General features: G+C 63.5%; 28 protein-coding genes. 17 read left to right on the forward strand and 11 right to left on the reverse strand.

The window, feature by feature from the left end:
• Window positions 1-30: 30 nt before the first annotated feature.
• Window positions 31-1,047, forward strand: coding sequence for a D-alanine--D-alanine ligase (locus VIM95_RS16680; RefSeq protein WP_331987969.1), 1,017 nt, complete (start codon window positions 31-33; stop codon window positions 1,045-1,047).
• A 1-nt stretch (window position 1,048) separates the two neighbouring features.
• On the opposite strand, the gene VIM95_RS16685 is transcribed toward VIM95_RS16680, so the two are convergent.
• Window positions 1,049-1,534 (reverse strand): Lrp/AsnC family transcriptional regulator, encoded by a 486-nt coding sequence (locus tag VIM95_RS16685; RefSeq protein ID WP_331987971.1) that lies wholly within the window; start codon window positions 1,532-1,534, stop codon window positions 1,049-1,051.
• A gap of 143 nt (window positions 1,535-1,677) precedes the next feature.
• On the opposite strand from VIM95_RS16685, the gene VIM95_RS16690 reads away from it, so the two are divergent.
• The 13 genes from VIM95_RS16690 (at window position 1,678) to VIM95_RS16750 (ending at window position 16,669) form a co-directional block, all read left to right on the forward strand.
• Window positions 1,678-2,487: a phenylalanine 4-monooxygenase gene (locus VIM95_RS16690; protein WP_331987973.1), complete on the forward strand. Its 810-nt coding sequence runs from the start codon at window positions 1,678-1,680 to the stop codon at window positions 2,485-2,487.
• A 3-nt stretch (window positions 2,488-2,490) separates the two neighbouring features.
• Window positions 2,491-3,570 (forward strand): 4-hydroxyphenylpyruvate dioxygenase, encoded by a 1,080-nt coding sequence (hppD, locus tag VIM95_RS16695; protein WP_331987975.1) that lies wholly within the window; start codon window positions 2,491-2,493, stop codon window positions 3,568-3,570.
• A 59-nt stretch (window positions 3,571-3,629) separates the two neighbouring features.
• The gene (locus tag VIM95_RS16700; RefSeq protein WP_331987977.1) at window positions 3,630-4,757 is read left to right on the forward strand and encodes a homogentisate 1,2-dioxygenase; all 1,128 of its coding nucleotides are present in this window, start codon (window positions 3,630-3,632) and stop codon (window positions 4,755-4,757) included.
• 5 nt (window positions 4,758-4,762) lie between these two features.
• Window positions 4,763-5,746, forward strand: coding sequence for a fumarylacetoacetate hydrolase family protein (locus VIM95_RS16705; protein WP_331987979.1), 984 nt, complete (start codon window positions 4,763-4,765; stop codon window positions 5,744-5,746).
• A gap of 134 nt (window positions 5,747-5,880) precedes the next feature.
• Window positions 5,881-6,531: a maleylacetoacetate isomerase gene (gene maiA / locus VIM95_RS16710; RefSeq protein ID WP_331987981.1), complete on the forward strand. Its 651-nt coding sequence runs from the start codon at window positions 5,881-5,883 to the stop codon at window positions 6,529-6,531.
• Window positions 6,532-6,757: 226 nt separating this feature from the next.
• The gene (locus VIM95_RS16715; RefSeq protein WP_331987983.1) at window positions 6,758-7,726 is read left to right on the forward strand and encodes an ABC transporter substrate-binding protein; all 969 of its coding nucleotides are present in this window, start codon (window positions 6,758-6,760) and stop codon (window positions 7,724-7,726) included.
• Window positions 7,727-7,745: 19 nt separating this feature from the next.
• Window positions 7,746-8,567, forward strand: coding sequence for an ABC transporter permease (locus tag VIM95_RS16720; protein ID WP_331987985.1), 822 nt, complete (start codon window positions 7,746-7,748; stop codon window positions 8,565-8,567).
• Window positions 8,568-8,577: 10 nt separating this feature from the next.
• Window positions 8,578-9,369 (forward strand): ABC transporter ATP-binding protein, encoded by a 792-nt coding sequence (locus VIM95_RS16725; protein ID WP_331987987.1) that lies wholly within the window; start codon window positions 8,578-8,580, stop codon window positions 9,367-9,369.
• Window positions 9,370-9,493: 124 nt separating this feature from the next.
• Window positions 9,494-11,332: an ATP-binding protein gene (locus VIM95_RS16730; protein WP_331987989.1), complete on the forward strand. Its 1,839-nt coding sequence runs from the start codon at window positions 9,494-9,496 to the stop codon at window positions 11,330-11,332.
• 222 nt (window positions 11,333-11,554) lie between these two features.
• Complete coding sequence (locus tag VIM95_RS16735) at window positions 11,555-12,865, forward strand: sigma-54 dependent transcriptional regulator (protein ID WP_331987991.1); 1,311 nt, start codon at window positions 11,555-11,557, stop codon at window positions 12,863-12,865.
• Window positions 12,866-13,017: 152 nt separating this feature from the next.
• Entirely contained in the window at window positions 13,018-13,500 is a 483-nt protein-coding gene (locus tag VIM95_RS16740) for a (2Fe-2S)-binding protein (RefSeq protein ID WP_331987993.1), read from the forward strand.
• Window positions 13,501-13,502: 2 nt separating this feature from the next.
• Window positions 13,503-15,677 (forward strand): xanthine dehydrogenase family protein molybdopterin-binding subunit, encoded by a 2,175-nt coding sequence (locus VIM95_RS16745; protein WP_331987995.1) that lies wholly within the window; start codon window positions 13,503-13,505, stop codon window positions 15,675-15,677.
• Complete coding sequence (locus VIM95_RS16750) at window positions 15,677-16,669, forward strand: XdhC family protein (RefSeq protein ID WP_331987997.1); 993 nt, start codon at window positions 15,677-15,679, stop codon at window positions 16,667-16,669. The genes VIM95_RS16745 and VIM95_RS16750 overlap by 1 nt, the downstream gene beginning before the upstream one ends.
• Window positions 16,670-16,672: 3 nt before the next feature.
• Here the strand turns inward: VIM95_RS16750 and clsB are convergent, their stop codons facing one another.
• The 10 genes from clsB to VIM95_RS16800 all read right to left on the reverse strand — a co-directional run bounded on the left by clsB (window position 16,673) and on the right by VIM95_RS16800 (window position 23,545).
• Window positions 16,673-17,833 carry a cardiolipin synthase ClsB gene (gene clsB, locus VIM95_RS16755; protein ID WP_331987999.1) on the reverse strand — a complete coding sequence of 387 codons (1,161 nt, stop codon included), beginning with the start codon at window positions 17,831-17,833 and terminating at the stop codon, window positions 16,673-16,675.
• Window positions 17,814-18,056 (reverse strand): hypothetical protein, encoded by a 243-nt coding sequence (locus VIM95_RS16760; protein ID WP_331988001.1) that lies wholly within the window; start codon window positions 18,054-18,056, stop codon window positions 17,814-17,816. The genes clsB and VIM95_RS16760 overlap by 20 nt, the downstream gene beginning before the upstream one ends.
• Complete coding sequence (locus tag VIM95_RS16765; protein WP_331988003.1) at window positions 18,056-18,823, reverse strand: endonuclease/exonuclease/phosphatase family protein; 768 nt, start codon at window positions 18,821-18,823, stop codon at window positions 18,056-18,058. The genes VIM95_RS16760 and VIM95_RS16765 overlap by 1 nt, the downstream gene beginning before the upstream one ends.
• 22 nt (window positions 18,824-18,845) lie before the next feature.
• Complete coding sequence (gene nudB, locus VIM95_RS16770) at window positions 18,846-19,325, reverse strand: dihydroneopterin triphosphate diphosphatase (protein ID WP_331988005.1); 480 nt, start codon at window positions 19,323-19,325, stop codon at window positions 18,846-18,848.
• Between the two features lie 3 nt (window positions 19,326-19,328).
• Window positions 19,329-19,763: a hypothetical protein gene (locus VIM95_RS16775; RefSeq protein ID WP_331988007.1), complete on the reverse strand. Its 435-nt coding sequence runs from the start codon at window positions 19,761-19,763 to the stop codon at window positions 19,329-19,331.
• A gap of 34 nt (window positions 19,764-19,797) precedes the next feature.
• Complete coding sequence (locus VIM95_RS16780) at window positions 19,798-20,457, reverse strand: TetR family transcriptional regulator (protein ID WP_331988009.1); 660 nt, start codon at window positions 20,455-20,457, stop codon at window positions 19,798-19,800.
• Window positions 20,458-20,514: 57 nt separating this feature from the next.
• On the reverse strand, window positions 20,515-21,300 hold the full coding sequence (locus tag VIM95_RS16785; protein ID WP_331988011.1) for an SDR family oxidoreductase: 786 nt from the start codon (window positions 21,298-21,300) through the stop codon (window positions 20,515-20,517).
• A gap of 142 nt (window positions 21,301-21,442) precedes the next feature.
• Window positions 21,443-22,201 (reverse strand): sulfite exporter TauE/SafE family protein, encoded by a 759-nt coding sequence (locus tag VIM95_RS16790; RefSeq protein WP_331988013.1) that lies wholly within the window; start codon window positions 22,199-22,201, stop codon window positions 21,443-21,445.
• Between the two features lie 87 nt (window positions 22,202-22,288).
• Window positions 22,289-22,996: a TetR/AcrR family transcriptional regulator gene (locus VIM95_RS16795; RefSeq protein ID WP_331988015.1), complete on the reverse strand. Its 708-nt coding sequence runs from the start codon at window positions 22,994-22,996 to the stop codon at window positions 22,289-22,291.
• A gap of 114 nt (window positions 22,997-23,110) precedes the next feature.
• Window positions 23,111-23,545 carry a DUF2147 domain-containing protein gene (locus tag VIM95_RS16800; RefSeq protein WP_331988017.1) on the reverse strand — a complete coding sequence of 145 codons (435 nt, stop codon included), beginning with the start codon at window positions 23,543-23,545 and terminating at the stop codon, window positions 23,111-23,113.
• Window positions 23,546-23,786: 241 nt separating this feature from the next.
• Here VIM95_RS16800 and VIM95_RS16805 point away from each other — a divergent pair, with 241 nt between their 5' ends.
• The 3 genes from VIM95_RS16805 (at window position 23,787) to aspS (ending at window position 26,611) form a co-directional block, all read left to right on the forward strand.
• The gene (locus tag VIM95_RS16805; protein WP_331988019.1) at window positions 23,787-24,044 is read left to right on the forward strand and encodes a zinc ribbon domain-containing protein; all 258 of its coding nucleotides are present in this window, start codon (window positions 23,787-23,789) and stop codon (window positions 24,042-24,044) included.
• Between the two features lie 29 nt (window positions 24,045-24,073).
• Window positions 24,074-24,727 (forward strand): DUF502 domain-containing protein, encoded by a 654-nt coding sequence (locus VIM95_RS16810; protein WP_331988021.1) that lies wholly within the window; start codon window positions 24,074-24,076, stop codon window positions 24,725-24,727.
• Between the two features lie 93 nt (window positions 24,728-24,820).
• Window positions 24,821-26,611 carry an aspartate--tRNA ligase gene (gene aspS / locus VIM95_RS16815; protein ID WP_331988023.1) on the forward strand — a complete coding sequence of 597 codons (1,791 nt, stop codon included), beginning with the start codon at window positions 24,821-24,823 and terminating at the stop codon, window positions 26,609-26,611.
• The last annotated feature ends 86 nt before the right edge of the window (window positions 26,612-26,697 follow it).

Raw genomic sequence — 26,697 nt, forward strand, 5'->3', positions numbered from 1 at the left:
GCGTCTTACCCCTAACCCGCCAGACCTGCCATGACCTCCCAACCCTTGAAGATTGCGGTGCTGATGGGCGGCACCAGCGAAGAACGCGACGTCTCCCTCGCCAGTGGCGCGCAGGTACTCACTGCCTTGCGTAGCCGCGGCCACGAAGTGCTGGCCTTCGAGACCTCGCAAGGTCTGTTGTCTTCCGAACAGGAGGCCCTGCTGCTGGCCAGCGGCGTGGCTCCTTTGCCGCCGGACACCGACAGCCTGGCCCTGGTGCGCCAGGGCGGTGGTGCCTTGTTCCGGGCTGGCGATCTGGCCGAGGTGGACTTGGTCTTCCTGGCCCTGCATGGTGGCAGTGGCGAAGATGGCACCTTACAGACCATGCTGGAGATGGCGGGCCTGGCCTATACCGGCAGCGGTCCCTTGGGCAGCGGCCTCGCCATGGACAAGGACATCGCCAAACGGCTCTTCCTGGCCGCGGGCATCCCCACGCCCGAATGGCGCATGGCGCCGCAGGACCCTGCCGCAGTGGGTGACGCGCTGGGCTACCCGTTGGTAGTCAAGCCCAATGCCCAGGGCTCAACCGTCGGGCTCACGGTCGTCCGCAGTCGTGCAGAGTTGGCGCCGGCGATTGACAAGGCTGCACAGTACGGCCGCGAGGTCATGCTGGAACGCTATGTGGCCGGGCGCGAACTGACGGTAGGGGTGCTGGATGGCCAGCCTTTGGCTGTGGGCGAGATACTGCTTGGCGGCGAGGTGTTCGACTATCGCCTCAAATACCAAGCCGGTGCGGTACGCGAGGTCTTTCCGGCCGACGTATCGCCAGCCATCGCGGCCGAGGCGCAGCGCCTGGCTGTATTGGCCCATGCGGCGCTCAAGCTCGATGGCTACAGCCGCACCGACTTCCGGCTGGATGAGCAGGGTAGGCTCTGGGTGCTGGAGGTCAACACCTTGCCGGGCATGACTGCCACCAGCCTGTTGCCACAGTCGGCCGCGGCGGTGGGGATATCATTCCCCGAGTTGTGCGACCGCATCTGCCGCCTGGCCTTGCTGCGGCAAGGCTGAATCAAGCTACTCCTCGCTTTGCCAGATGGGCCAGCGGCAGGGCCGTGGTCTGCTTGATTGCCTGCAGTACGAAGCTAGACTTCACATCGACCACGCCGGGATGCTGCAGCAGGGTATCCATGACGAAGCGTGAGAAATGGCTCAGGTCTTCGAATACCACGCGTAGCAGGTAGTCCATCTCACCGGCCATCGCGTGGCAGGCCACGACTTCGGGCCAGGTTTGCACTGCCTGGGCAAAGGCGGCGAATTGCCGTTCACGCTTGTCCAGCATGACCCGAACGAAGGCCTCCAGTCCCAGTCCAACCTTGGATGGATCGAGCAGGGCCACGTAGCGGGCCACCACGCCTTCCTGCTCCAGCCGCTTGAGCCGGCGCAGGGTAGGGGAGGGAGACAGGTTGATGGCGTCGGCCAGTTCCAGGTTGCTGAGCCGCCCGTTTTCCTGCAGGGCCGCCAGGATTTTCAGGTCGATCTTGTCCAGTTCGATCATTTCTGTGCTCTGAATGCGGTTGTCTTGGCATTTTATGCCAATGCTGCGCTGCTTTGCGCGACATTACGCAAGCACATTGCGCAGGGGCTTCCGTATCCTTCCGCCATCAATTGAACCTGGCAGGACAGGTCTGGAGCGACATCATGGACACAGTGCTCACCCCGCGCGGCATGCATGACTGCATTCCCGACTACCGCGACATCCACGTGGTGGAGGTGCCGAGCTATACCGAAATCGAGCACAACACCTGGGCGCAGCTCTACGCCAACCAGCAGCGTGTGCTGCCTGGCCGCGCCTGCGATGAATTCCTGGAAGGGTTGGAGGCCGTCGGCTTCCCGGCCGATCATATCCCCACCCTGGCCGAGATCAGCGATGGCATCCAGCAGCAGAGCGGCTGGACGCTGATGCGGGTGGACGGCCTGGTGCCCAACTACGAGTTCTTCAAGCTCCTCAGTGAACGCATCTTTCCCTCGACCGACTTTATCCGCCGGCCGGACGAGATCGAGTACACCCCCAGCCCGGATATGTTCCACGACCTGCTGGGCCATGCCCCGCTGCTGGTCAACCCGCGCTTCTGTACCTTCTTCGAGGAATTCGGCAAGGCCGGCGTCGCCGCCTTCGAGAACCCCGAGGTCGACCCTGCCGCCCGCGATTGGCTGCCACGTATCTACTGGTACACCGTCGAATACGGCTTGATCCATAACCCGGCAGGCCTGCGCATCTACGGCGCCGGCATCCTGTCCTCGCCCAAGGAAGTGCTCTACAGCCTCTCGGGTGGGCCCAAGAAACTCCCGTTCAACCTGGATGTGATCGCCAGCAAGTCCTACGACATCTGGCACATGCAGGAGGAGCTCTTTGTGATCGACAGCTTCGATCAACTGGAAAACAGCTTTTACGCCTGGGCATACAACCACGGCCTGCTCGCCAACCGCCGCACGGCCAACCGGAGATAAACGATGATTGATCCTATCAACCCCATGGGTACCGACGGCTTTGAGTTCGTCGAGTTCACCGGTCCCGATACCAAGGCGCTGGGCGAGCTGTTCGAGCTGATGGGCTTTACCGCCATCGCCAAGCACCGTTCCAAGGATTGCATCCTGTACCGCCAGGGTGACATCAATCTGATCGTGAACGCGCAGCCGCACAGCTTTGCCTCGCGCTTTGCCTCGCAGCATGGCGAGTCTGCCTGTGCCATGGCCTTCCGCGTCAAGGATGCCGCCAAGGCCTACGAGCGCGCCCTGCAACTGGGTGCCTGGGGCGTGGAGAGCCGCCCGAACGCCATGGAGCTGAATATCCCGGCGATCAAGGGTATTGGCGATTCGCTGCTGTATCTCGTGGACCGCTATGAGGGCAACAGCAAGGCCTCCATCTATGACATGGACTTCATCCCCATCGAGGGTGCCGATCCGGCCAAGAACGACTGTGGCCTCAAGGTCATCGACCACCTGACCCACAATGTGCACCGCGGTGCCATGGACAAGTGGGCCTCGTTCTACGAGACCCTGTTCAACTTCCGCGAGATCCGTTACTTCGATATCGAAGGCAAGCTGACCGGCCTCAAGAGCCGTGCGCTGACCAGCCCCTGCGCCAAGATCCGTATTCCGATCAACGAGTCGTCCGACGACAAGAGCCAGATCGAGGAATACCTGCGCGAGTACAAGGGCGAGGGTATCCAGCACATCGCGCTGACCACCGAGAACATCTACGAGACCATCGAGAAGCTCAAGGCTCGCGGCGTGAAGTTCCTGACCACCCCGGACACCTACTACGAACTCCTGGACAAGCGCCTGCCGGGCCATGGTGAGGACGTTGAGCGCCTCAAGGCCAACAAGATCCTGCTGGACGGCGCCCCTGGCGGCGGCCTGTTGCTGCAGATCTTCACCGAGACCTGCATCGGCCCGATCTTCTTCGAGATCATCCAGCGCAAGGGTGACGAGGGCTTTGGCGAAGGTAACTTCCGCGCCCTGTTTGAGTCGATCGAGCTGGATCAGGTCCGCCGTGGCGTGATTCAGGCCGACGACAAGGTATCGGCTTAAGACCGACAGGCGGCGGGCATGCCCGCCGCCTTGTGACAAGAATTCGCTGGAGACAAGCAATGCACTGGATACGTCTGCCGCTGGCCGATGGCCTCCATTCCAAGCAGGCCCATGCCGACCTGCCCGATGGCACCTTCGAGCGCGAAGTGGGCAAGGAGGGCTTTGGTGGCCCGGCCGCCCATTTCCACCACAAGCACCCGCCCACTGGCTGGCTGAGTTTTGACGGCCCGGTCAAGCCGCGTGCGCTGGACTTTGTCGAATCCAAGCAGCAGGTCAGCTCGCCCTGGCAAGCCAGCGTGATGATGCACAACGCCCATTGCGAAGTGCGCTGGTGGCGCCTGGCGGAATCCATGCCGGCTCTGGCCCGCAATTCCGACGGCGACCAGCTGCTGTTCGTGCACGATGGTGTAGGTGAGCTGTTCTGCGACTGGGGCCATATGAGCATCGCCGAGGGCGACTACGTGGTGCTGCCGCGTGGCTGCATGTGGCGTATTGAAGTGAGCGCGCCACTTGCCATCCTGATGATCGAGGCGACCGAAGCTGCCTACCGCCTGCCCGAGAAGGGCATGCTTGGACCGCACGCCATCTTCGACCCGGCGGTGCTGGGGCGCCCCTTGATGGACGACGCCTTCCGCGCCCAGCAGGGCGAGACCGAGACCCGTGTGATCGTGAAGCGCCGTGGCGCGCTGACCACCATCACCTACCCGTTCAACCCGCTGGATGCGGTGGGCTGGCACGGCGACCTGACCCCGGTGAAGCTGAACTGGCGCGATATCCGCCCGGTCATGTCGCACCGCTATCACCTGCCGCCCTCGGTGCACACCACCTTTCAGACCGATCGCTTTATCGTCACCACCTTTTGCCCGCGCCCGATCGAATCCGACCCTGGCGCGCTCAAGGTGCCGTTCTTCCATAACAACGACGACTACGACGAAGTGATCTTCTATCACAAGGGCAACTTCTTCAGTCGCGACAACATCCATCCCGGCATGGTCAGCTTCCACCCCAGCGGCTTTACCCATGGCCCGCACCCCAAGGCCTTTGCGGCTGGTGCGGCGCATGCCAAGAAAGAGACCGACGAGGTGGCGGTGATGATCGATGCCCGTGACCCGCTGGACCTGACCGACGCCGCCTTCAAGGTGGAATGGACCGGTTACGCCGACAGCTGGAAAGTAAAGAAAGACTAGGCCCTATGAAACTCGCCAGCCTCAAACACGGCCGTGACGGCCGCCTGGTGGTGGTCAGCCGCGACCTGAGCCTTTACGTGGCCGTCCCCGAGATCGCCGCCACCATGCAGGCCGCGCTCGATGACTGGGCCAATACCGCCCTGCATCTGCGCTCGGTCAGCGATGACCTCAATTCCGGCCGCCGTACCGATGCCTTGCCCTTCAACCCTGCCGACTGCGCTGCGCCGTTGCCGCGTGCCTACCAGTGGGTGGATGGCTCGGCCTATCTCAACCATGTGGAGCTGGTGCGCAAGGCCCGCAATGCCGAGATGCCGCCATCCTTCTACACCGACCCGCTGATGTACCAGGGTGGTTCGGACGATATGCTGGGCGCGCGCGATCCCATCACCATCTCCGACGAAGCCTGGGGTACCGACCTTGAGGCCGAAGTCGCGGTGATCACCGACGACGTGGCAGTGGGCACTTCTGCCGATGCTGCCGCCAAGCATGTACGCCTGGTGATGCTGGTCAACGACGTGAGCCTGCGCAACCTGATCCCCAACGAGCTGGCCAAGGGCTTTGGTTTTGTGCTGTCCAAGCCGGCCAGCGCCTTCAGCCCGGTGGCGGTTACGCCGGATGAGCTGGAAGGCCATTGGTACGACAACCGTCTGCACCTGCCGCTGCGTGTCTGGCTCAACGGTGAATGGTTTGGTGAACCGAATGCTGGCGAGGAGATGACCTTCAGCCACGCTGATCTGATCGCCCACCTGGCGCGCACCCGCAAGCTGGGTGCTGGCAGCATCGTCGGCTCGGGTACCATCTCCAACAAGGACCGCGCACGCGGTTCCTGCTGCCTGGCCGAGGTCCGCATGATCGAGACCATCGAGCAGGGTGGGCCCAAGACGCCTTTCCTCAAGGCTGGCGACACGGTCAAGATCGATATGTGGGACAGCAAGGGCCAGTCCATCTTCGGCAGCATCGAGCAGACTGTCGTCTTGCGCCAGGCTTAAGGCCGTAAGCCGCACTGCCGTGATCGCTCCCTGTACCTAGAATTAGGGCAGGGAGCGTTTGTTTTACCGGCACGGCACGCATGACGTAGCTAAACCTCCTCGCCAACCTTGACCGCTTAGACCGGGTACAGACCATGTCCGAACGCAAGCTCTACACCTATTTCCGTTCCTCCGCTGCCTGGCGGGTACGTATTGCGCTGCATTGGAAAGGGCTGGACTACCAGGCCGTGCCGGTCCACCTGCTGCGCGACGGTGGCGAGCAGCGCAAGCCGGACTACCTGGCGCTCAACCCGGCTGGGCTGGTACCCAGCTTCGAGACCGAGGGCGTGGTACTGACCCAGTCGCTGGCCATCTGCGAATACCTGGAGGAGCGCTACCCCATGCCGCCGCTGCTGCCCGGCGAGCCTTTGGCCCGCGCCCAGGTGCGCAGCCTGGCCTATGCCATAGGCTGTGACATCCACCCGATCAACAACCTGCGGGTACTGAAGTATCTGAAGGGGACCTTGGGCCAGTCGCAGGAGGTGGTGGACGAATGGCTGCGGCACTGGATGGGTGTGGGTTTCACCGCGCTGGAGACCGAGCTTGAACGACTCGGCAGTCACCATTACTGCTACGGTGGTGCACTGTCTTTGGCTGACCTGTGCCTGGTGCCCCAGGTGTTCAATGCCCGCCGTTTCAACCTGGACCTCACTCCCTTCCCCAATATCGTCGCCATCGACGCTCACCTTACGAGCTTGCCGGCTTTCGAGGCCACCCATCCCTCGCGCCAGCCCGATAGCGAGTAAGGCTGGGCGGAAATCCGCCGCCGCCAGTGGGGTGCTGTGCGGAGTTTCGCCGCCGCGGTGGTGTGCTTAGGCTGTTTATTCGGACATATTGCCGCTAAATCAGCGGCTTGGCTTGCACTGTCATATTCTGCCGAGCTGGCAAGCTGCTTGCATAGGAAAGCGGGCTGTGGCCAGATTCGCTGCGTTGGTCTGGTCAACCGAAAACCAAAACTGGAGACAGTTCCGAATGAAACGCTTCGCCTCCCTGATGGTGGCTGCCGCCGCCTTGTCGTTTACTACCGTACATGCCGCCGACGACGTGATCCGCCTCGGCAATCTGCGTTTTGCTCACTATGGTGCGGTTTCCTACCTCAAGGAACTGGGCCCCAAGTGCGGTATCAAGGTCGAAGAGCGCATGTTCGCCAAGGGCCTGGACATCATGCCGGCCATCATTGCTGGTGAAGTGGACGTCGCTGCCAGTGCGGCCGATGCTGCCATCGCCGGCCGTGCCGCCGGTGTGCCGATCTACGCCGTGGCCGGTTTTGCCAAAGGCGGCGCCCGTATCGTGGTGGGCAAGGATAGCGGCATCAAGTCCGTTGCCCAGTTCAAGGGCAAGAAGGTGGGCGTAGCCCGTGGTGGCGCGCAGGAGCTGCTGCTGTTTGCCGAGCTGGCCAAGTTCAACCTGACCTGGTCCGACCAGCCGGGCAAGGACGTGCAGATCGTCTACATGCCCTTTGCCGACCTGAACCAGGCGCTGATGCAAAAGCAGATTGACGCCATGGCCCAGTCCGAGCCGCAAGCCTCGCAGGCCATCAACAAGAACTGGGGCATTGAGCTGCTCAAGCCCTACGACACCCCCATGGGCGAGCCTATCCGTACCCTGGTGATGACCGAGAAGCTCTATGCCAACAAGCCGCTGGCCGAGAAATTCATGAAGTGCTTTGTGCAAGCCACCAAGACCTTTATGGATGATCCCAAGAAGGCCGAGGACTATGTGCGCTTCACCATGTTCAAGAACCAGATCACCGCGGATGACTTCCAGGATGCGATCGGCAACAGCCCCTATGCCTATGAGTTGAGCGTGGACCATATTCAGATCACCACCGATCTGATGGCCAAGTACGGCGTGGGCAAGATGGCCAAGCCGCCGGTCGCCAAGGACTGGGTGAAGCTGGACCTGTTGACCGCTGCCAAGCAGTCGCTGGGCGTCAAGTAATACAAGCGGAACCACGATCATGAACCTGAAGAAACTGGGTGCCGGCCTTGTCGGCATCGTGGTTCCGCTCGTCGCTGTGCTGCTATGGCAACTGGCAGCACAGCTCGAGTGGATCAACCCGCAAATCCTGCCGTCCCCTTGGGCGGTGCTGAAGAAGTGGTACGAGTACGCCACGCCGCTGATGCCCTATGACCCGGCGCAAACGAGCTACTTGAAGTGGATGTTTTCGGGCGAATTGATCGCCGACTCCATCGGCAGCCTCTACCGCGTACTGGTGGGCTTTGCCATCGGCGCGGGCCTGGCCCTGCCGCTGGGCCTGATCATGGGTGCCAGCAACAAGGCCAATGCCATCTTCAACCCGTTGGTACAGGTGTTGCGGCCGATTCCGCCCATTGCCTATATCCCGCTGTCCATCCTCTGGTTCGGCCTGGGCAACCCGCCGGCGATCTTTTTGATCGCCATCGGTGCCTTCTTCCCGGTGCTGATGAACACCATCGCCGGCGTGCGTCAGGTCGATTCGATCTATGTCCGTGCTGCCCGCAACCTGGGCGTGGACCAGTTCACCATGTTCACCCGCGTCATGTTGCCGGCCGCCACGCCTTACATCCTGTCGGGTGCGCGCATCGGCATGGGCACCGCCTTTATCGTGGTGATCGTGTCCGAGATGATCGCGGTCAACAACGGCTTGGGCTTCCGTATTCTGGAAGCGCGCGAGTACTTCTGGTCCGACAAGATCATCGCCGGCATGTTCAGCATCGGCATCATCGGCCTGGCGATCGATACCGCCATGAGCCGCCTGAACAACCATCTGCTGCGCTGGCACCGCGGCCTTGAGCAATAAGGAGGCGAGAATGAGCCAGATCAGCGTCCAGAACGTACAGAAAGTCTTCAAGACGCCGGGTGACGACGTGATCGCCCTGCGTGACATCAACCTCGAAATCCCGGCCGGCCAGTTCGTCTGCCTGCTGGGCCCATCCGGCTGCGGCAAGTCCACCCTGCTCAATGCGGTGGCGGGTTTTTCCCTGCCCACCGGTGGCCAGATCACGGTCGAGAACAAGTTGGTTACCGAGCCGGGCCCCGACCGCGGCATGGTGTTCCAGGAATATGCACTCTTTCCCTGGATGACCGTGGCCGAGAACATCGCCTTCGGCCTCAAGGTCAAGAAGGCTGACCCGGCCCAGATCGAGGCCAAGGTGGCGAGCCTCCTGGAGAAGCTCAAGCTCAAGGAATTCCGCGACCGCTTCCCCAAAGACCTCTCGGGCGGCATGCGCCAGCGGGTGGCCATTGCCCGGGTGCTGGCGCTGGATTCGCCCATCATGCTGATGGACGAGCCATTCGGCGCGCTCGATGCCCTGACCCGCCGCAGCCTGCAGGACGAGCTGCTGCGGATCTGGGACGAGTTCGGCAAGACCATCCTGTTCGTGACCCACTCGATCGAAGAGTCCATCTACCTTGCCGACCGCATCGTGGTGCTGACCTACCGCCCGGGTACCGTGAAGCGCGACGTGATGGTGGATATGCCCCGGCCACGTGATTCCAGCTCGGCCGAGTTCAACGCCCTCAAGCGCGAACTCTCCCTGCAGGTGATGGAAGAGCAGCAACGCCACGAAGCCGTGGAGATGGCCGGTCTGACCACCGACTGAGGCCTGGGTGTGTGGTGCCGCCGTTCTGCCCTTGGGCTAGCCGGCGGCGGAGAGGAGCGGTAGGGTGCGGATCCGGGACATTCGCCGCCTTGCCGCTCTTGTCCTTTATTGATTGGGAGTTTGTGTGCCTGTCCAGATCCGCACGCGTCTAGCCCGCTGGCTGCCCTGGTGGTTGGTAGCGCTGCTGCTGAGCCTCGCCGTGCTATGGCTGGCCGGCCGCTGGGCAGAGGCACGCGAGTTGGGCAGCATCCGCCAGGCCGGGGCACACCGCTTGGACGTCTATGTCGGCAGCCTGCACAACGCGGTCGACAAGTATGCCTACCTGCCTTATGTGCTTTCGATCAATAGTGAGATCACCGGCCTGCTGGCCCACCCGGATGACCCACAGCGGCGGGAGCGGGTCAACCGCTACCTGGAGACGATCAACCGCGAGGCACAGTCCTCCACCCTCTACCTGCTGGATGAGGGGGGGACCGCCATCGCCTCCAGCAACTGGAACACACCGCAGACCTACGTCGGTTACAACTACGCCTTCCGCCCCTATTACCAGGAGGCGCATGCCGGGCGGCCTGGCCGCTTCTTTGGCGTGGGTGCCACGACCCGGCAGCCGGGCTATTTCTTGTCGCAACCGGTGTTCGAGCAGAAGCGCGTGGTTGGCGTGGTGATCGCGAAGGTCAGCCTGGATGCCCTGGAAGCCAGCTGGCGGCGCGCCAGCGACCATGTACTGGTGGCAGATAGGGCCGGGGTGATCTTTCTTTCAGCCACCCCGGCCTGGAAGCTCAAGAGCCTGGACCCGCTGACTTCGGACGCGCTGAATTATATCCGCAATACCTTCCAGTACGACCGCAGTGGCTTTCCTTCGCTCGGGCTGATAGCCATGTCCGACATCGACGACGGCACCCGCATCGTGGCCTTGCCGGATGGGCGAGGGCGCTCGGCATGGCTGGCGCAGACGGTGTGGCTGGACGACCTGGGTTGGCGGGTGATGCTGTTCTCGGACCTGGCTTCGGTGCGGCAGATGGTGCGCGACACCCTGGTTGCAACCGGCTTTGGCCTGATCGCGCTATGGCTGTTGCTGCTCTACTGGCGGCAACGGCAGCGCCGCATACGTGACAACCTGGCCGCGCGGGAGGCGCTACAGCGTGCCCATGATGAGCTGGAGATCAAGGTGGCCGAGCGTACCCGTGACCTGATCGATGCCAACGAGGCCCTGCAGCGCGAGGTACAGGAACGCAAGCGCACCGAGACCGAGCTGCGCGATGCGCAGGATGAGCTGGTCCAGGCCGGCAAGCTGGCGGTACTGGGGCAGATGGCGGCCGGCGTGACGCATGAGCTCAACCAGCCGCTCGCCGCCATGCGTACGCTGGCCGACAATGCGCTGATCTTCCTCGACCGCGACAAGCCCGAGCAGGCACGCGGCAACCTGGGGCTGATGACGGGCTTGGTGGAGCGCATGGGCAAGATCACCGGCCAACTGCGTAACTTTGCCCGCAAGCGTACCGCCGGCCAGCCCGCCGTACCGGTGAGCGTGGCGGTGGCACTGGCCAATGCCCGCCTGTTGCTGGAGGACCGGTTGCGGCGCGAGCAGGTGCTGCTGGAGTGGGAGCTTTGGGAGCCGGAGATCCAGGTGCTGGGTGACCAGGTACGCCTCGAGCAGGTGCTGATCAACCTCTTGCGCAATGCCCTTGATGCCGTTGCCGGCGTACCGGTACCGCGTATCGAGGTGCTGGTGACGGGCGAGGGGGAGCGGGTGCGCATTCTGGTCAGCGACAATGGCCCAGGTATTGCGCCCGAGGCGCTGGACCATCTGTTCGACCCCTTCTTCTCCACCAAGGGCGGGGAAGGCCTGGGCCTGGGCCTGGCCATCTCGCTTTCCATCCTGCGCGACTGTCATGGCAACCTGAGCGCCGCCAATCGCCCGAATGGCGGTGCCTGTTTTACCATTGAGCTACCGCGCGCCTAGATAAAAAGATATGCCAGTTCTGCCCAGGCTTTCCAGCAGCACCCGGCGTATCCCGCAAGGGGAAGGCCGGGGTCATATGCCGCCCCAGCGCGGCAACAACGCCCGCTCGCCGGGCGTTAAACAGCATCTAGAATCAAATGTCATGTCGTTGTTTGATCCCACTCCCCCCGCCCTCGCCGTCGCGAGGGAGCCTCGCTGACGCGAGATAGCGTAGAGAGCCGTATGCAAGTCCTGTTCATCGACGACGACGCCATGATCCGCCACGCCAGCCAGCAGACGCTGGAGCTGGCAGATTTCGCGGTCACCACCTTCGAGACGGCGGAGGCAGCCTTCAGGCTGCTTGAGCGCGACTTTGCCGGTGTGCTGGTCAGCGACGTAAAGCTACCGGGCATGGATGGCCTGGCGCTGCTGGACAAGGTGGTGGCGCTCGACCCGGAACTGCCCATCGTGCTGGTGACCGGCCATGGCGATGTGGCCATGGCGGTGCAAGCCATGCGCGACGGGGCCTATGACTTTATCGAGAAGCCTTTTTCCTCGGAGCAGTTGATCGAGGTGGTGCGGCGCGCCCAGGACAAGCGCCAGCTGGTGCTGGAGAACCGCCAGCTGCGGCGCGAGCTGGAACGCCGTGACGGCATCGGTACCACCTTGCTGGGCAAGAGCGACGCCATGGAGCGGGTGCGCGCCATGATCCAGAACGTGGCCGACGCCGGTGCCGACGTGCTGGTGCTGGGCGAGACCGGCACCGGCAAGGAGCTGGTCGCCCGTTGCCTGCACCAGTACAGCGGCCGGGCCAGCCACCCCTTTGTGGCGCTCAACTGCGGCGCGTTGCCGGAGCAACTCTTCGAGAGCGAGATCTTCGGCCATGAAACCGGCGCCTTCAGCGGTGCGGTCAAGCGCCGTATCGGCAAGATCGAGCATGCCCACGGCGGTACCCTGTTTCTGGACGAGCTGGAAAGCATGCCCTTGCAGCTGCAGGTCAAGCTCTTGCGGGTACTGCAGGAGCGGGTGGTGGAACGGCTGGGTGGCAATGAGAGCATCGCGGTTGATTGCCGGGTGGTCGCGGCGACCAAGGAGGATCTGCGCCAGCTTGCCGATCAGCAGAAATTCCGTGCCGACCTCTACTACCGGCTCAATGTGGTGACCCTGACCCTGCCGCCGCTACGCGAGCGGCGCGAGGATATTCCGCTCCTGTTCGAGCACTTTGTGCTGCAGGCCGCGCTGCGCTACAAGCGGCCGGCACCGGTGCTGGATGCCGGCCGTATGCGCGAGCTGATGGCCCAGCCCTGGCCGGGCAATGTACGGGAGCTGCGCAATGTGGCCGACCGCTTTGTACTGGGCCTCTTGGAGCCCGCTGCCAGCCAGACGCCGCTCAACCTGCCGGCGCTGATGGACCGCTTCGAGAAGAGCTTGATCGTGGACGCGCTGGACCGGGCCAGCGGCCAGGTCAGTGCCGCCAGCGAGGCTCTGGGGCTGCCGCGCAAGACGCTCTACGACAAGGTCAAGAAGTACGGCCTGACCGGCCGCGGCGAATAGCTTTTGGCCAGCGGCGAATATATCCGTGCACCGGCCGTCCTCCGGCCTTTGCAAGCGTGCGGCAATTTCTATACTGCTGGGGTCCCCGATCACAACCCGCCGCCTTAGAGGATGGTCAACATCCCGTGACGCGGCCCTGATGGAGTCCGTACATGGCCACGCTGAACATCAACGGCAAGACTGTGAAGGTCGATGCCGATCCTGACACCCCGCTGCTGTGGGTGCTGCGCGACGAGCTCGGTTATACCGGCACCAAGTATGGCTGCGGCATGGCGCTGTGTGGTGCCTGCACGGTCTGGTTCAACGGCCAGCCAACCCGCTCCTGCAGCCTGCCGGTCTCGGCGGTTGGCCAGGGCAAGGTGGTGACCATCGAGGGCATCAAGGGTGCGCCGGCCCGTGCCGTGCAGGCGGCCTGGCGCAAGCTCGATGTGGTCCAATGCGGCTACTGCCAATCGGGCCAGATCATGTCGGCCACCGCCTTGCTGGCACAGAACGCCAAACCGACCGATGCCGATATCGACGCCGCCATGGCGGGCAATGTCTGCCGCTGCGCCACCTACCACCGTATCCGCGCCGCCATACATGAGGCCTCCGCCATCATGGCCGGCAAGGCTTCCGAGAAGCTGGAGGCCTGATCATGGGAACGCTCGAACTCTCCCGCCGCGATGTATTGCGTGCCGGCGCCAGCGGGGCGCTGGTCATCGGTTTTCACTTTACCCCTGCCGGCCGTGCCCGTGCTGCCGAAGCAGAGGTGGCTAGCAATCTGGCGCCCAATGCCTTTGTCCGCATAGGCGCTGACGACAGCGTCACGGTGATCGCCAAACACCTGGAGATGGGGCAGGGGACCTATACCGGTCTTGCCACCATCCTGGCCGAGGAACTGGACGCCGACTGGGCGCACGTCAAGGTCGAGGCCGCCCCGGCTGATGCCTCGCGCTATAACAATCTCTCCTTTGGCACCATGCAGGGCACCGGGGGCAGCAGCGCCATGGCCAACTCCTGGATGCAGCTGCGCCAGGCCGGCGCTGCTGCACGGGCACAGCTGGTAGCGGCTGCGGCCAGCCAGTGGAACGTGCCGGCCGGCGAGATCACGGTCAAGCAAGGTGTGGTGAGCCATGCCGGCAGTGGCAAGAAGGCGCGCTTTGGCGAACTGGTGGCGACGGCTGTGACCTTGGAACCCGTCAAGGATGCACCGCTGAAGGACCCCAAGACCTTTACCCTGGTGGGCAAGCAGAAGCTGCCGCGCAAGGATACGACCGACAAGACCAATGGCAAGGCGGTCTTCACGCAGGACATCCGCCTGCCCGGCATGCTGACCGCGGTGGTGGCGCACCCGCCGCGCTTTGGCGCCAAGCCCAAGTCCTTCGATGCCACTGCAAGCCGCAAGGTGCGCGGGGTGGTGGACGTGGTCATGATCGACACCGGCGTGGCGGTGCTGGCCAAGGGCTTCTGGGCCGCCAAGAAGGGCCGCGATGCGCTCAAGGTAGAGTGGGATGAGTCGAGCGCCATGGCTCAGGGTAGCGAGGAGCTGGTGGCGGAATACCGCCGCCTCTTGGACGAGCCGGGCAGCGTGGCCGGCAAGCAAGGTGACGCGGACGTCGCCTTCCGCAAGGCTGGCAGCGTGGCGCGGGTGGACTACCAGTTCCCCTACTTGGCCCATGCCGCGATGGAGCCGCTCAACTGCGTGATCCGCCGTGACAAGGATGGCGCCGAGATGTGGAATGGCGAGCAGTTCCACACCGTGGACCAGGCGGCAGTGGCGGGCGTACTGGGCCTCAAGCCCGAGCAGGTGCGCATCAACACCCTCTATGCCGGTGGCAGCTTTGGTCGGCGGGCCAACCCGGCAGCCGACTTTCCGGTCGAGTGCGCCCGTATCGTCAAGGCCATCGGTGGCAAGGCGCCGGTCAAGCTGGTGTGGACACGCGAGGACGACATGCGCGGCGGCTACTACCGGCCGCTGTATCTGCACCGCATCGAGGCAGCGCTGGATGGCCGTGGCGAGTTGATTGCCTGGCGGCAGCGCATTGTCGGCCAGAGCATACTGGCCGGCACGCCCTTCGAGGCCTTTATGGTCAAGGACGGCGTGGATGCGACCTCGGTCGAAGGCGCGGCCAACCTGCCCTACCACGTGCCCAATCTGCTGGTGGACCTGCACTCGCCACGCAAGACGGTACCGGTGCTGTGGTGGCGCTCTGTGGGCCATACCCATACCGGCTTTGCGGTGGAGACGATGATAGACCAGATGGCCGAGGCCGCCCGGGCCGACCCGGTGGAATTCCGCCTGGGGCTCCTGAGCAAGCATCCGCGCCACGCTGGCGTGCTCAAGCTGGCGGCGGAGAAGGCCGGTTGGGGCAAGCCGTTGGCTGCTGGCAAGACGGGGGAAAAGCGTGGTCGTGGCGTCGCCGTGGTGGAATCGTTCAATAGCTATGTGGCCGAGGTGGCCGAGGTGACAGTGCGTGAAGACGGCAGTTTCAGCGTCGACCGCGTGGTCTGTGCGGTGGATTGCGGTGTGGCCATCAACCCGGACGTGGTGCGCGCACAGATGGAAGGCGGCATAGGCTACGGGCTCTCGGCTGCCCTGCATGGTGCGATTACCCTGAAGAACGGTGCCACCGAGCAGTCCAACTTCCATGATTACCAGGTGCTGCGTATCAACGAGATGCCCAAGATCGAAGTACATATCGTCGCCAGTGGCGAAGCCCCGACCGGTGTGGGCGAACCGGGTGTGCCGCCCTTGGCGCCGGCGGTGGCGAATGCGATCGCCGCCGCGACCGGCAAGCGGCTCACCAGCCTGCCACTGAAGTTGGCCTGATGGACGCGCTCGATCTGCAGGTGCTGGCGCGGGCTCGTGCTTGGCGCGTGGCCGGGCAGGCGGTGTGGCTGGTCAGCGTGGTCGAGACCTGGGGCTCGGCACCGCGACCGGTCGGTTCGCTGCTGGCGGTACGTGGTGACGGTGCGGTGGAAGGCTCGGTCTCGGGCGGCTGTGTCGAGGACGACCTGGTCCGTCGTGTCAGCCTGGGCGAGCGGCCCGAGCAGACCGGCATCGTGAGCTATGGCGTGAGCAAGGCCGAAGCCAGCCGCTTTGGTCTGCCTTGCGGTGGCACGCTGCGGCTCCTGGTCGAACCGCTGCGTGACATTGCCTGGCTGGACGAGCTGTTGGCGCGGACCGGTCGGCATGAGCTGGTCAGCCGCACCGTGCACCTTGGCAGTGGCGAGGTCAGCCTGGCGGCGGCCCGGCGCGAGGACAAGCCTGGGCTGTCGGGCGAATGCTTTGTCGGCATCTTTGGCCCACAGTGGCGCCTCTTGTTGATCGGTGCCGGCCAACTCTCACGCATTACCGCGCAGATGGCGCAGGCCTTGGGCTTTGCGGTGCATATATGCGATCCGCGTCTGGAATACCGCCAGGATTGGGATGTGGCAGGCGTGCGCCTGGAGGAGGGTATGCCCGACGACGTGGTGCTGGCATTGGAGCCCGATGCCCATACCGCCATCGTGGCGTTGACCCACGACCCCAAGCTCGACGATATGGCGCTCCTTGAGGCGCTCAAATCGCCGGCCTTCTATGTGGGGGCCCTCGGTTCTCGCCGCAATACCGAAAAGCGCCGCGAGCGCTTGGCGCTGTTTGATCTCTCCAGCACCGAGATCGACCGCTTGCATGGCCCGGTCGGGCTCTACCTCGGCAGCCGCACGCCAGCCGAGATCGCCATCGCCATCCTGGCCGAGATCGTGGCGGTACGTAATGGGGTGGCCATTCTGCAGCGGCCGCCTCAGGCCTCGGTCGACACTCCCTCCGAGATCGCCTGAGTCTTACTCGCGGTACTCGCGTCGGCCGTAGCCGGTTAGTCCCAGGAGGCCGCGTACCAGCTGGTAGGCCAGCCAGGGCAGGGCGCGCTGCCACCAGCGGGTGCGGCGGCCGTGCTCGGCGGTGATGGGTACGGCATCCTGCTCGATATGCCGCTGGATGTCCTGCCGCAGTGCCTGGGCGAGGGTGAAGTCCATGGCCACCACATTGGCCTCGCGCGCGGTCAGGAGGCTGAAGGGGTCGATATTGGATGAACCCACGGTCAGCCACTTATGGTCGATGACCGCCACCTTGGCGTGCATAAAGCCGGCCCGGTATTCATGGATCTCCACCCCGGCTGCCAGCAAGGGGCGATAGAGCACCCGGGTGGCGTAGTGCAGCAGTGCGTGGTCGATGCGTCCCTGCAGCAGGATCACCACCTTTACCCCGCGCCGGGCGGCGGCCAGAATGGCATGCCGCAGGCTGAGCCCCGGCAGGAAGTAGGCGTTGGCGATCACGATTTCGTGGTGGGCCGCCTCGATTGCTTCCAGATAGGCCGCTTCGATCGCTCGCCGATGGCGTAGGTTGTCGCGCCGTATCAGTTGTGCGGTGACATTGCCGGGGTGCGGCTCTGGTTGCGGGGGCTTGGGTAGACGATGCCACTCGCGCTTGAGCTGGGACCAGCAGCTATAGCGCCACTGGCTGACCAGGATCTGGTGCAGGTCGATCAGCAGGGGGCCGCGTATCTGCAGTGCGTAGTCATAGCGGGGCGCGAGGCCGGGCTCGTCGATATCGTCGAGGATATTGATGCCGCCGACAAAGCCCAGCCGGCCATCGATCAGTGCGATCTTGCGGTGCATGCGCCGCAACCGCTGGCGGTTTAGGGAAAAACGCGAATATTCCGGACGGAAGAACAAGAGGCGCACCCCGGCACGCAACAGGTTCTCACGCAGGCGCGTGGGCAGGAGCCGGGCGCCAAAGCCATCCAGCAGCATTTGCACCCGCACGCCACGCCGGGCGGCGCGCATCAGTCGGGCGGTGACCTGCCGGCCGGTGGCATCGGGCTCGTAGAGATAGCTCTCCAGGAAAATTTCGCTCCGCGCCCCGGCAATGGCGGCAAGCAGGGCGGGGAAATACTCGGTGCCGCTGCGTAGCAGCGCGATCTCGTTACCGTCGCGCCAGCTCATCGGCCGCCTTTTCGGTACCCATCTTGAACTGTCCGGTTTCACGCGCCAGCAGGTGTTGCAGCGCCGCGGCATCCAGGCTGGCGGCCTTGCTCAGGAAGCGGACGGCTTGCGTGCCAGCCAGGGTCTTGACCACACGGCCGCGGCAGCGCAGTTGCACGCTGCCATTCTTGCAGGCGACATAGTCGAACGGTTGTTCCTCCAGCCGGCCGCGCTTGTCCTGCATCAAGTCCTCCGCACCGTGGCGGTCAGCGGCGCATGATCGCTGAGCTTGGCCCAATCGCGCCCGCCATGTGCTTGCGCATGCTCTACGTCCAGGCCGCGCAGGTAGATGCGGTCCAGCGTCAATAGCGGCATACGGGCCGGGAAGCTGGCCGCGAGGCGGCCGTGCAGGCTGTGGAAGGCCTCGCGCAGATCCAGCGCCTCGCGCAGATAGCCGCAGGCATCCTGCTGCCAGTCGTTGAAGTCCCCGGCCACGATCAATGGTGCATCGGCGGGAATGTTGGCCTGGGCGTAGTCGGCCAGTGCCGCCAGTTGCTTGCGGCGATCGGCAGCGCGCAGATTGAGGTGCACACACAGGGTGTGCAGGGGTTTGTCCCAATCCGGGATATCCACCCTGCTATGCAGCAGGCCGCGCCGCTCAAAGCGGCTCAGGCTCACGTCCTGGTTGTGCCAGTCGAGGATGGGAAAGCGCGACAGCAGCGCATTGCCATGGTGGCCGGCGTGGTATTCGGCGTTGGGGCCGTAGACATGGTGCAGCGCTTCGTCGGCCAGAAAGGCGTGCTGCGGTAGGGTGGGCCAGTCGGCATGGCGTTGCGAGCGCGCCTTGTGCTCGCCCTGCACCTCCTGCAGAAACACGAGGTCGGCGGTCAGCCCACCCAGCGCATGCTTGAGCGCCGGCAGGACATGTCGGCGGTTGAAGGCCGACATGCCCTTGTGGATGTTGTAGGTCGCTATCCTCAGCGACAGGCCATGCTTAGCGTCGGGCGGCATGGTGGTTGGTATGGTTGGTCGTTCAGGCGTTGCCTTGGGTGATCATGGTGGCACCGAACTTGACGGCCATCTCTGGCAGTATGCGCAGCGCCTCTGCGTTCGAAGGCGAGAACACCGCCTCGGCTGCCACATGGCAGTCGCGCCACAGCCAGCCCACGTGCTCGCGCGGTGCCAGGGTGGGTTCGAAGGTCTCTGGCACCAAGAGGCCAAAGACGTGCTCGGTGTTCTCGGTCACGTCCGGGGCGTAGCGATGGCGCCAGATCTCGAAGATCTCCCAGACATTCACAATGCCCCAGTCCTGAAGTTCATACCGGCTGGCTTCGATGCCCAACTCCTCGCGCAGCTCGCGCACCGCGGTCTCGCGCGGGGTTTCGTCATCTTCCAGGCTGCCGGTCACCGATTGCCAGGCGTCCTTGAAGTCACTGCGTTCTATGATCAGCGCCTTCAATTCCGGCGTGTAGACCACCACGAGGACCGATTCCGGGCGTTTGTACTGGGGCATGGTTCAGTCCTTGGCGCTGTCTAGCAGTTTCTTCACGGTCGGGTAGCCTTTCTCGTCCCAGCCTTCGCTGCCGGCGTATTTGCCGACCAGCTTGCCATCGTTGTAGACCAGGAAGGTCGGGCGCGGCGGCCGGCGGTCGCGCTCAGCCAGCGATTCGAACACCCATTTCAGGTCGTCTGGAAAGTCGCGGGCGACGTAGGGCTCGGCCAGGTAGTTATTCTTGACCGTACGATATTGCAGTTTCTTGAATTCCGGCGTCGCCTTGAACTTTCGCTCCTGACCGGACAGGCGGCTTTCCCAGAAGGTACACCAGCGGCAATCCTCGGCACCGAGGTAGACCACCAGCACCCCTTTCTCGGTCGGCGTGGCGGCTTGTGCGGCAAGCGGGGTCAGAAGGGCGGTGGTCAGGGCCAGGCTGGCGAGCAAGGTTTTGAGCATGAGGCGGAAGGCGGTAGACGACGAAAAGCCTATTCTACCCCTGCGCCGCGATGCTGAGCGCGCCGAGCCAGTATTCGCGCAGCGCGGCGGCGAGCTCGCTGCGAAAGTCCGGTCGCAGCGGGGCGAAGATCGGGTCGTCCAGCATGGCGGCAATGCAGCGTGGCTGGTCCAGCGACTGCCATAGGCCGCGCGTCAACGCGTAGGTTCGCATCAAGAGCGTACTGCCACGGCCTTCAGGCAGGGCGAGGGCGCGGTCTATGGCCGCGCCGCTGGCGACCAGCAACTGGGTCAGTTCCAGCTTGAAGGCGCGCAACTGCTCGTCGCTGAGATTCTGCTCCAGCACGCTGTAGGCCATGGCATCGAGCCGCAGGAATTCCGGATGCTGGTCCAGGTAGCGTAGGTAGTGCTCCAGGAAGTGGGCCAACAAGGCCGGCAACTCGGCCGGCGGGTTGTGGAATATCTCGGCGACTGTTTCGAACAGGCTGCGGAAGTCGGCAGCCAGCAGGCCGACGAAGATTTCTTCCTTGGTGCGGAAGTAGAGATAGACCGTGCCCTTGGCGAGCCCGGCGGCTTCGGCGATCTGGGCTGCCGAGGGCAGCTTGTGCGGGTCTTGCAGGAACAACTGGCGCGCCGCCGCCAGGATGGCGTTGCGGCGTTCGGCCTTGTCGGCGGCATCAAGAGCTCTTTGCATCATGGCGCCATTGTAAACACGATTGGAATTGCCCCGGAGCGATGGCGCTCCGGGGGGTACTCAGTTCTTCATCAACTGCAGCGCAACCTTGCTCTGCAGGCTGCGCGGCGCGAGCCGGTTGCTGAAGGCGGTCAGCTTGTTCGCAAGGCCAGGGATGACGCTGGCTTTGCCCTTGAACAGGGCTGCGAGGCCGGTATTGACCACCGGGCGTGGGCGCATCATTACCAGCCGTTGGTAGAGCGTGGGGCGCTGGCCCGATACCGCCAGGAACTGGGTGGCGGTGATACCGGGCGAGAGCACGCTGACCTTGACGCCCTTGGGGGCCAGTTCGGTATTGAGCGCTTCGCCAAACAGCAGGACATAGGCCTTGCTGGCGGCGTAGGCCGCGTAGGTGGGCGTGGCCTGGTAGCCACCCAGGCTGGCGACCAGCAGGATATGCCCGCTACCGCGGCTGACCATGTCGGCGGCGAAGGCATGGGTCAGCTCGGTCAGGCTCAGCATATTGAGCTGCAGCATGTCCAGGGTGCGGTCCAGCGCCTGTTCCACAAAGTCGCCATAGACGCCATAGCCGGCATTGTTGATCAACACGTCCACGGCAATATCCCGCTCGCTCAGCAATTGCTTGAGTTCCAAGCCTACGCCCGGCCGGGCGAGGTCCATGCCGATCACCTCCACCTTGACGCCATGGTCGCTGCGCAGCCGCGCGGCCAGCGCCTCCATGGGCTCCCTGCGGCGCGCCACCAGTACCAGGTTTGCGCCACGCTCGGCCAAGGCACCGGCGAAGTCCATGCCAAAGCCACTGGAGGCACCGGTCACCAGCGCCCACTTGCCATTGAGTTTTTCCATTGGGTAATCCTTTTTAAATGACCGTCGGTCAGTTGTTGGTCGAAAAATAAATGACCTTTGGTCATTTGTGGTTTGCATTTCAAATGACCGGCGGTCATTTGTCAATCGTTACCGTATTGCTCCGGACAAGTGGCAAGAGTGATCAGTGAAAAGTGTCCCAGGCCAGTTTGGCGATCAGCACGGTCACCAGGGCGATGAAGAGCTTGCGGATCAGGCCGGTGCCGCCCTTCATGGCCAGCCGGGCGCCGCAGACCGCGCCGGCGATATTGGCGACCGCCATGGGGATGGCGAAGTGATAGAGCACGTGGCCGGCGGGGATGAAGAAGGCGAGGGCGGCGAGGTTGGTGGCCACGTTGACCACCTTGGCGGCGCTGGAGGCGCGCAGGAAGTCAAAACCGAAGAAGCGGATAAACAGAAAGATCAGGAAGCTGCCGGTACCTGGGCCGAACAGGCCGTCATAGAAACCGATGGCGCCACCGATGGCCAGGGCCACGAGCAGCTCCCGGCGGCCGATGTGGCTGGGCCGGTGCATGGCGCCAAAGTCCTTCTTCTTCAGCGTGTAGCCGAGCATAAAGACCAGCAGGGCCAGTACCAGCGGCCGCATATAGGCCTTGGGGATGGCGTCGACCGCCATGGCGCCCAGGAAGGAGAAGGCAAAGGCGGTCAGCGCCGCCGGCACCACCAGGCGCCAGGCGATATCGATCTTGCGCGAGTAGCGCCAGGCGGCCGTGGCAGTGCCGAATACCGAGCTGAACTTGTTGGTGCCGAACAGCGTGGCCGGCGCATAGCCCGGCAGGGCGGCAAAGAGGCCGGGCACCTGCACGAGGCCTCCCCCTCCTACTGCAGCGTCGATCAGGCCGGCGGTGAAGGAGAGCAGGACCAGGGGCAGGATTTCAAGCATGTCGGCGATACGGGGGGGCGGGTTAGGGAGGCACTATAGAAATATCGGGGCCGCAGCGACCTATATTTCTGCCGCGCCTCCCTTGGATCAGTCGGCGGTGGCTGCCGGGCTTTCTTCCTCCGGTATCCGGAACACCAGTTCGAGCATGCGGCCGATCTCGCCCTCGAGCAGGCTCTCGGGCCAGGGGGGCGGCAGGTTCATGCATTCGAACTGCAGACGGTGGATCACGCTCAGTACCAGCGAGGCATCGATTTCCGGTTGCAGGGAGCCGACCTTGGCGGCGAGCTCGGCAATGCCGGCAACGAGTCGCGCCCGGTAGGCCTGCGCCTTGGCACGGATGGGCGGGTCCAGGCGGTACAGGTAGAGGAAGTTCAATTCTACCGCGAGACCCACCGAGTGGGTTGAGGCTTGCTGACGGATGAAGTTGGCCAGCTGGCTGGTGACGATGCCGTGTACCTCCTGACGGATCGGGCCTTCCTGCTGCAACGCCTCCGGCGGAAAGGTATCGAGATAGGCTGCCAGCTGGTGCATGATCTCGATATTGTCGTTGGCTGCCGCAATCACGAAATGATCGAAGGCCTGCTCGATCAGGTCGTTCAGACCACTGAAGAAATAGGTGGTGAGGGAGAGCGGTACGCCTGCCTCGGCCGCGATGGCGCGATGGGTTACGCCATGCAGGCCGCGCTTGGCGATCAGTACCAAGGTTGCGTCCAGTATCTTGCGCCGGGATTCCTCCCCCCGTCGCTGCAGTTTGCGCCCGCTGCTGCGGGGCTGCTCGCTTACATTGTCGTTCATTATTTTCCGGTTCTTGCCAATGCTCCATTCCACCCGCAGCCTATAAGCGGCGGATGGAGGATAGATGCGATTGATCGATGTTGCGCAGGGCCTGTTACGAGGCCTCGCGCTGGCCTATTGGTCGCGCAGCCAGATCTGCGTGCGGCCCAGCAGCGAGAAGCCCATGAAGCCACGGACCTTCAGTTGCTGGCCGCCCTCGGCGAGGCTCATCTTGACGCTGTAGATGTCGCCGCTATTGGGGTCGAGGATCTTGCCGCCGTTCCATTCGTCGCCATCTTTTTTGACGCCCCAGATGATTTCCAGGCCCAGCAGGGGTTTGTTCTGCTTGTCGCCCTTGCAGGCCGAGCAGGTTGTCTCCTTGCTGTCGAATAGCTTGACCAGCTTGCCTTTGTATTCGCCGCCTTCTTCCCAGATCTGGATCACCGCTTCGACCTTCTTGGTCTTGTCGCTGATGTTCTTCCAGTTGCCAACCGGGCTCAGGGCGTCTGCCTGGGCGGCGGCCATGCCCAGGGCCATCAGGCTGGGCAAGAAAAGGCGGGCAAGGTGCATCGTGGTCTTCTCCGTTAGGGGTGCGTGCTCTGCACGTCAATATTTTCTTATAAGGGCGCACTAGCCTACTACGGAAAAACGGGGGCTGCCAGCCACAGCAAGGCCCTTGGCATAAGTGCCCGGAGGCAAGGCTTGAAGCGGCCCGCAGGAGGCCGCATTTTCGACCGTACAGGCTATGCTGCGCTGCGTTATAATGCGCGGCTTTGATTGGGCTTTTCCAGTTTGTAACGGAGATAACACGATGCCTATCTACGATTACCAATGCAGTGAATGCGGCCACCGTGCTGATGTTCTGCGCAAGCTGTCCGACCCCGCCCTGACCCAGTGTCCGGCTTGCGGCAAGGAGAGCTTTACCAAGCAATTGTCCGCGCCGGGCTTCCAGCTCAACGGTTCCGGCTGGTACGCGACCGACTTCAAGGGCGGCAGCAAGCCTGCTGCCAAGGCCGAATCGCCCGCCGGCGATGCCGGCCATACCTGCGGTGCCGGTTGTAGTCACTGAGCCACACTGAGAGAGCACGAGAGTCGAGCATGAGACGTTATTTGGTCACTGGCCTGCTGATCTGGGTGCCGCTGGGCATCACCCTGTGGGTGATCAGCACGCTGGTGGGCATGATGGACAATGTCCTGTTGCTACTGCCCGAGGGCAGCCGGCCCAAGGACATCCTCGGCGTGCATGTGCCTGGCCTTGGCGTGATCCTGGTCATGGTAGTGCTGCTGGGCACGGGCCTTTTGACCGCCAACATCCTGGGCCAGCGGCTGGTGAAGTTCTGGGAGGACATCCTCAACCGCATCCCGGTGGTCAAGTCCATCTACGGTAGCGTCAAGCAGGTTTCCGACACGGTGCTGTCTGATTCCGGCAACGCCTTTCGCAAGGCCCTGCTGGTGCGCTTCCCGCACTCGGAGGCCTGGACCGTGGCCTTTTTGACCGGTGCGCCGGCCCAGGAGCTGGCTTGCCAGCTGGAGGGCGAGCATGTCTCGGTCTATGTGCCTACCACCCCCAACCCGACATCGGGTTATTTCATGGTGGTGAAAAAGGCCGATACCCGTGAGCTCGACATGAGCGTGGACGAGGCGCTCAAATATGTCATTTCCATGGGCGTGGTCGCACCGTCGCCCAAGGCCGCCGGGGAAGACCCCTGCAAGTCCTTCGGTCAGGCCACCGACGCCAATCCCAAGGGTTAAGCAGCCACCCTGCTTAGCCCGTCAAACTTTCCGGCAATACCAGACTTTCCGCTATTCATATGCCCCAAGAGGGCTGTTACAGGATTCAGCACCATGCGTACCGACTATTGTGGCTTGATCGACAAGCGTTTCCTCTCCCAGACCGTGACGGTGAAGGGCTGGGCCCACCGCCGCCGCGACCATGGCGGCGTGATCTTCATTGACCTGCGTGACCGTGAGGGTCTGGTGCAGGTGGTGATCGACCCGGATACCCCGGAAGCCTTCGCCCTGGCCGATACCGTCCGCTCCGAGTTCGTGATCGAAGTGACCGGCATCGTGCGCGAGCGCCCGGCCGGTACCGCCAACGCCAACCTGATCTCCGGCGAGATCGAGATCCTGGCCAAGCAGATCGTGATCCTGAACGCCGCGGTCACCCCGCCGTTCCAGATCGATGAGGAAAACCTCAGCGAGATGACCCGTCTGCAGCACCGCGTGATCGACCTGCGCCGGCCGCAGATGCAAAAGAACCTGCGCCTGCGCTACAAGGTGGCGCTCCTGGTGCGTAACTTCCTCGATTCGCGCGGCTTCATCGACATCGAAACCCCGATGCTGACCCGCTCGACCCCGGAAGGCGCCCGTGACTACCTGGTGCCGAGCCGCGTGCACGACGGCCACTTCTTCGCCCTGCCGCAGTCGCCCCAGCTCTTCAAGCAGCTGTTGATGGTGGCTGGCTTCGACCGCTACTACCAGATCACCAAGTGCTTCCGCGACGAAGACCTGCGTGCCGACCGTCAGCCCGAGTTCACCCAGATCGATATCGAGACCTCCTTCCTGACGGAAGACGAGATCATGGACGTGACCGAAGAAATGGCGCGCCACGTGTTCAAGGAGGCCATCGGCGTTGAACTGGGCAAGTTCCCGCGCATGCAGTATGACGACGCCATGTTCTTCTACGGTTCGGACAAGCCCGATATGCGCGTGAACCTCAAGTTCACCGAGCTGACCGACGTCATGAAGGATGTGCCCTTCAAGGTCTTCAGCGGTGCCGCCAATATGGAAGGCGGCCGTGTGGTCGGCCTGCGCATCCCCGGTGGCGCAGCCTTCACCCGTTCCGAGATCGACGCCTGGACCCAGTTCGTCGGCATCTACGGCGCCCGTGGCCTGGCTTACATCAAGATCAACGATGTCACCCAGCTCAACGAGACCGGCCTGCAGTCGCCCATCGTCAAGAACCTGACCCCGGAATCGCTGGCTGCTGTCATTGAGCGTACCGGTGCCCAGAACGGCGACATCGTGTTCTTCGGTGCCGACAAGGCCAAGATCGTCAACGAAGCGATCGGCGCGCTGCGCCTGAAGATCGGCCATGAGAAGGGTGAAGCCGGCGGTTACTTCACCCGCGAGTGGAAGCCTTTGTGGGTGGTCGACTTCCCGATGTTCGAGTACGACGACGAGAACAAGCGCTACGTGGCTTGCCATCACCCCTTCACCAGCCCCAAGGTCGAGCATGTCGAGTTCCTCAAGACCGACCCGAGCAAGTGCAAGGCGCGTGCCTACGACATGGTGCTGAATGGTTGGGAGCTGGGTGGCGGTTCGGTTCGTATCCACCGCGCCGACATGCAGTCCACCGTGTTCGAAGCGCTCAACATCGGCCCGGAAGAAGCCCAGAACAAGTTCGGCTTCCTCTTGGAAAACCTGCAGTACGGTGCACCCCCGCACGGTGGCCTGGCCTTCGGTCTGGACCGTCTGGTCACCCTGATGACCGGTGCCGAGTCCATCCGTGACGTGATCGCCTTCCCCAAGACCCAGCGTGCCCAGTGTCTGCTGACCCAGGCACCGAACGTGGTGGACGAGAAGCAACTGCGCGAGCTGCACATCAAGCTGCGCAACCCGCCGCAAGTGGCCTGATCGGCCGTTGCCGACAGAAAAAGGACGCCCGCGGGCGTCCTTTTTCATTGCAGGCTCGGCCGGATAGGGTGGCGTGTGGGGGATTT

The organism is Chitinimonas sp., from assembly GCF_036568685.1.
In the GTDB taxonomy this organism is placed as follows: Bacteria; Pseudomonadota; Gammaproteobacteria; order Burkholderiales; family Chitinimonadaceae; genus Chitinimonas.

Excerpts from the sequence above, each read along its gene's own strand:
- VIM95_RS16775 (WP_331988007.1), bottom strand. The coding sequence starts at position 19,763 with ATGCTCAAAACCTTGCTCGCCAGCCTGGCCCTGACCACCGCCCTTCTG.
- VIM95_RS16720 (WP_331987985.1), top strand. The coding sequence starts at position 7,746 with ATGAACCTGAAGAAACTGGGTGCCGGCCTTGTCGGCATCGTGGTTCCG.
- VIM95_RS16690 (WP_331987973.1), top strand. The coding sequence starts at position 1,678 with ATGGACACAGTGCTCACCCCGCGCGGCATGCATGACTGCATTCCCGAC.
- aspS (WP_331988023.1), top strand. The coding sequence starts at position 24,821 with ATGCGTACCGACTATTGTGGCTTGATCGACAAGCGTTTCCTCTCCCAG.
- VIM95_RS16705 (WP_331987979.1), top strand. The coding sequence starts at position 4,763 with ATGAAACTCGCCAGCCTCAAACACGGCCGTGACGGCCGCCTGGTGGTG.
- VIM95_RS16725 (WP_331987987.1), top strand. The coding sequence starts at position 8,578 with ATGAGCCAGATCAGCGTCCAGAACGTACAGAAAGTCTTCAAGACGCCG.
- VIM95_RS16700 (WP_331987977.1), top strand. The coding sequence starts at position 3,630 with ATGCACTGGATACGTCTGCCGCTGGCCGATGGCCTCCATTCCAAGCAG.
- VIM95_RS16685 (WP_331987971.1), bottom strand. The coding sequence starts at position 1,534 with ATGATCGAACTGGACAAGATCGACCTGAAAATCCTGGCGGCCCTGCAG.
- clsB (WP_331987999.1), bottom strand. The coding sequence starts at position 17,833 with ATGAGCTGGCGCGACGGTAACGAGATCGCGCTGCTACGCAGCGGCACC.
- VIM95_RS16790 (WP_331988013.1), bottom strand. The coding sequence starts at position 22,201 with ATGCTTGAAATCCTGCCCCTGGTCCTGCTCTCCTTCACCGCCGGCCTG.
- VIM95_RS16680 (WP_331987969.1), top strand. The coding sequence starts at position 31 with ATGACCTCCCAACCCTTGAAGATTGCGGTGCTGATGGGCGGCACCAGC.
- VIM95_RS16780 (WP_331988009.1), bottom strand. The coding sequence starts at position 20,457 with ATGATGCAAAGAGCTCTTGATGCCGCCGACAAGGCCGAACGCCGCAAC.
- VIM95_RS16795 (WP_331988015.1), bottom strand. The coding sequence starts at position 22,996 with ATGAACGACAATGTAAGCGAGCAGCCCCGCAGCAGCGGGCGCAAACTG.
- nudB (WP_331988005.1), bottom strand. The coding sequence starts at position 19,325 with ATGCCCCAGTACAAACGCCCGGAATCGGTCCTCGTGGTGGTCTACACG.
- VIM95_RS16735 (WP_331987991.1), top strand. The coding sequence starts at position 11,555 with ATGCAAGTCCTGTTCATCGACGACGACGCCATGATCCGCCACGCCAGC.
- VIM95_RS16765 (WP_331988003.1), bottom strand. The coding sequence starts at position 18,823 with ATGCCGCCCGACGCTAAGCATGGCCTGTCGCTGAGGATAGCGACCTAC.
- VIM95_RS16805 (WP_331988019.1), top strand. The coding sequence starts at position 23,787 with ATGCCTATCTACGATTACCAATGCAGTGAATGCGGCCACCGTGCTGAT.
- VIM95_RS16785 (WP_331988011.1), bottom strand. The coding sequence starts at position 21,300 with ATGGAAAAACTCAATGGCAAGTGGGCGCTGGTGACCGGTGCCTCCAGT.
- VIM95_RS16800 (WP_331988017.1), bottom strand. The coding sequence starts at position 23,545 with ATGCACCTTGCCCGCCTTTTCTTGCCCAGCCTGATGGCCCTGGGCATG.
- hppD (WP_331987975.1), top strand. The coding sequence starts at position 2,491 with ATGATTGATCCTATCAACCCCATGGGTACCGACGGCTTTGAGTTCGTC.
- VIM95_RS16740 (WP_331987993.1), top strand. The coding sequence starts at position 13,018 with ATGGCCACGCTGAACATCAACGGCAAGACTGTGAAGGTCGATGCCGAT.
- VIM95_RS16745 (WP_331987995.1), top strand. The coding sequence starts at position 13,503 with ATGGGAACGCTCGAACTCTCCCGCCGCGATGTATTGCGTGCCGGCGCC.
- VIM95_RS16715 (WP_331987983.1), top strand. The coding sequence starts at position 6,758 with ATGAAACGCTTCGCCTCCCTGATGGTGGCTGCCGCCGCCTTGTCGTTT.
- VIM95_RS16810 (WP_331988021.1), top strand. The coding sequence starts at position 24,074 with ATGAGACGTTATTTGGTCACTGGCCTGCTGATCTGGGTGCCGCTGGGC.
- VIM95_RS16760 (WP_331988001.1), bottom strand. The coding sequence starts at position 18,056 with ATGCAGGACAAGCGCGGCCGGCTGGAGGAACAACCGTTCGACTATGTC.
- maiA (WP_331987981.1), top strand. The coding sequence starts at position 5,881 with ATGTCCGAACGCAAGCTCTACACCTATTTCCGTTCCTCCGCTGCCTGG.
- VIM95_RS16750 (WP_331987997.1), top strand. The coding sequence starts at position 15,677 with ATGGACGCGCTCGATCTGCAGGTGCTGGCGCGGGCTCGTGCTTGGCGC.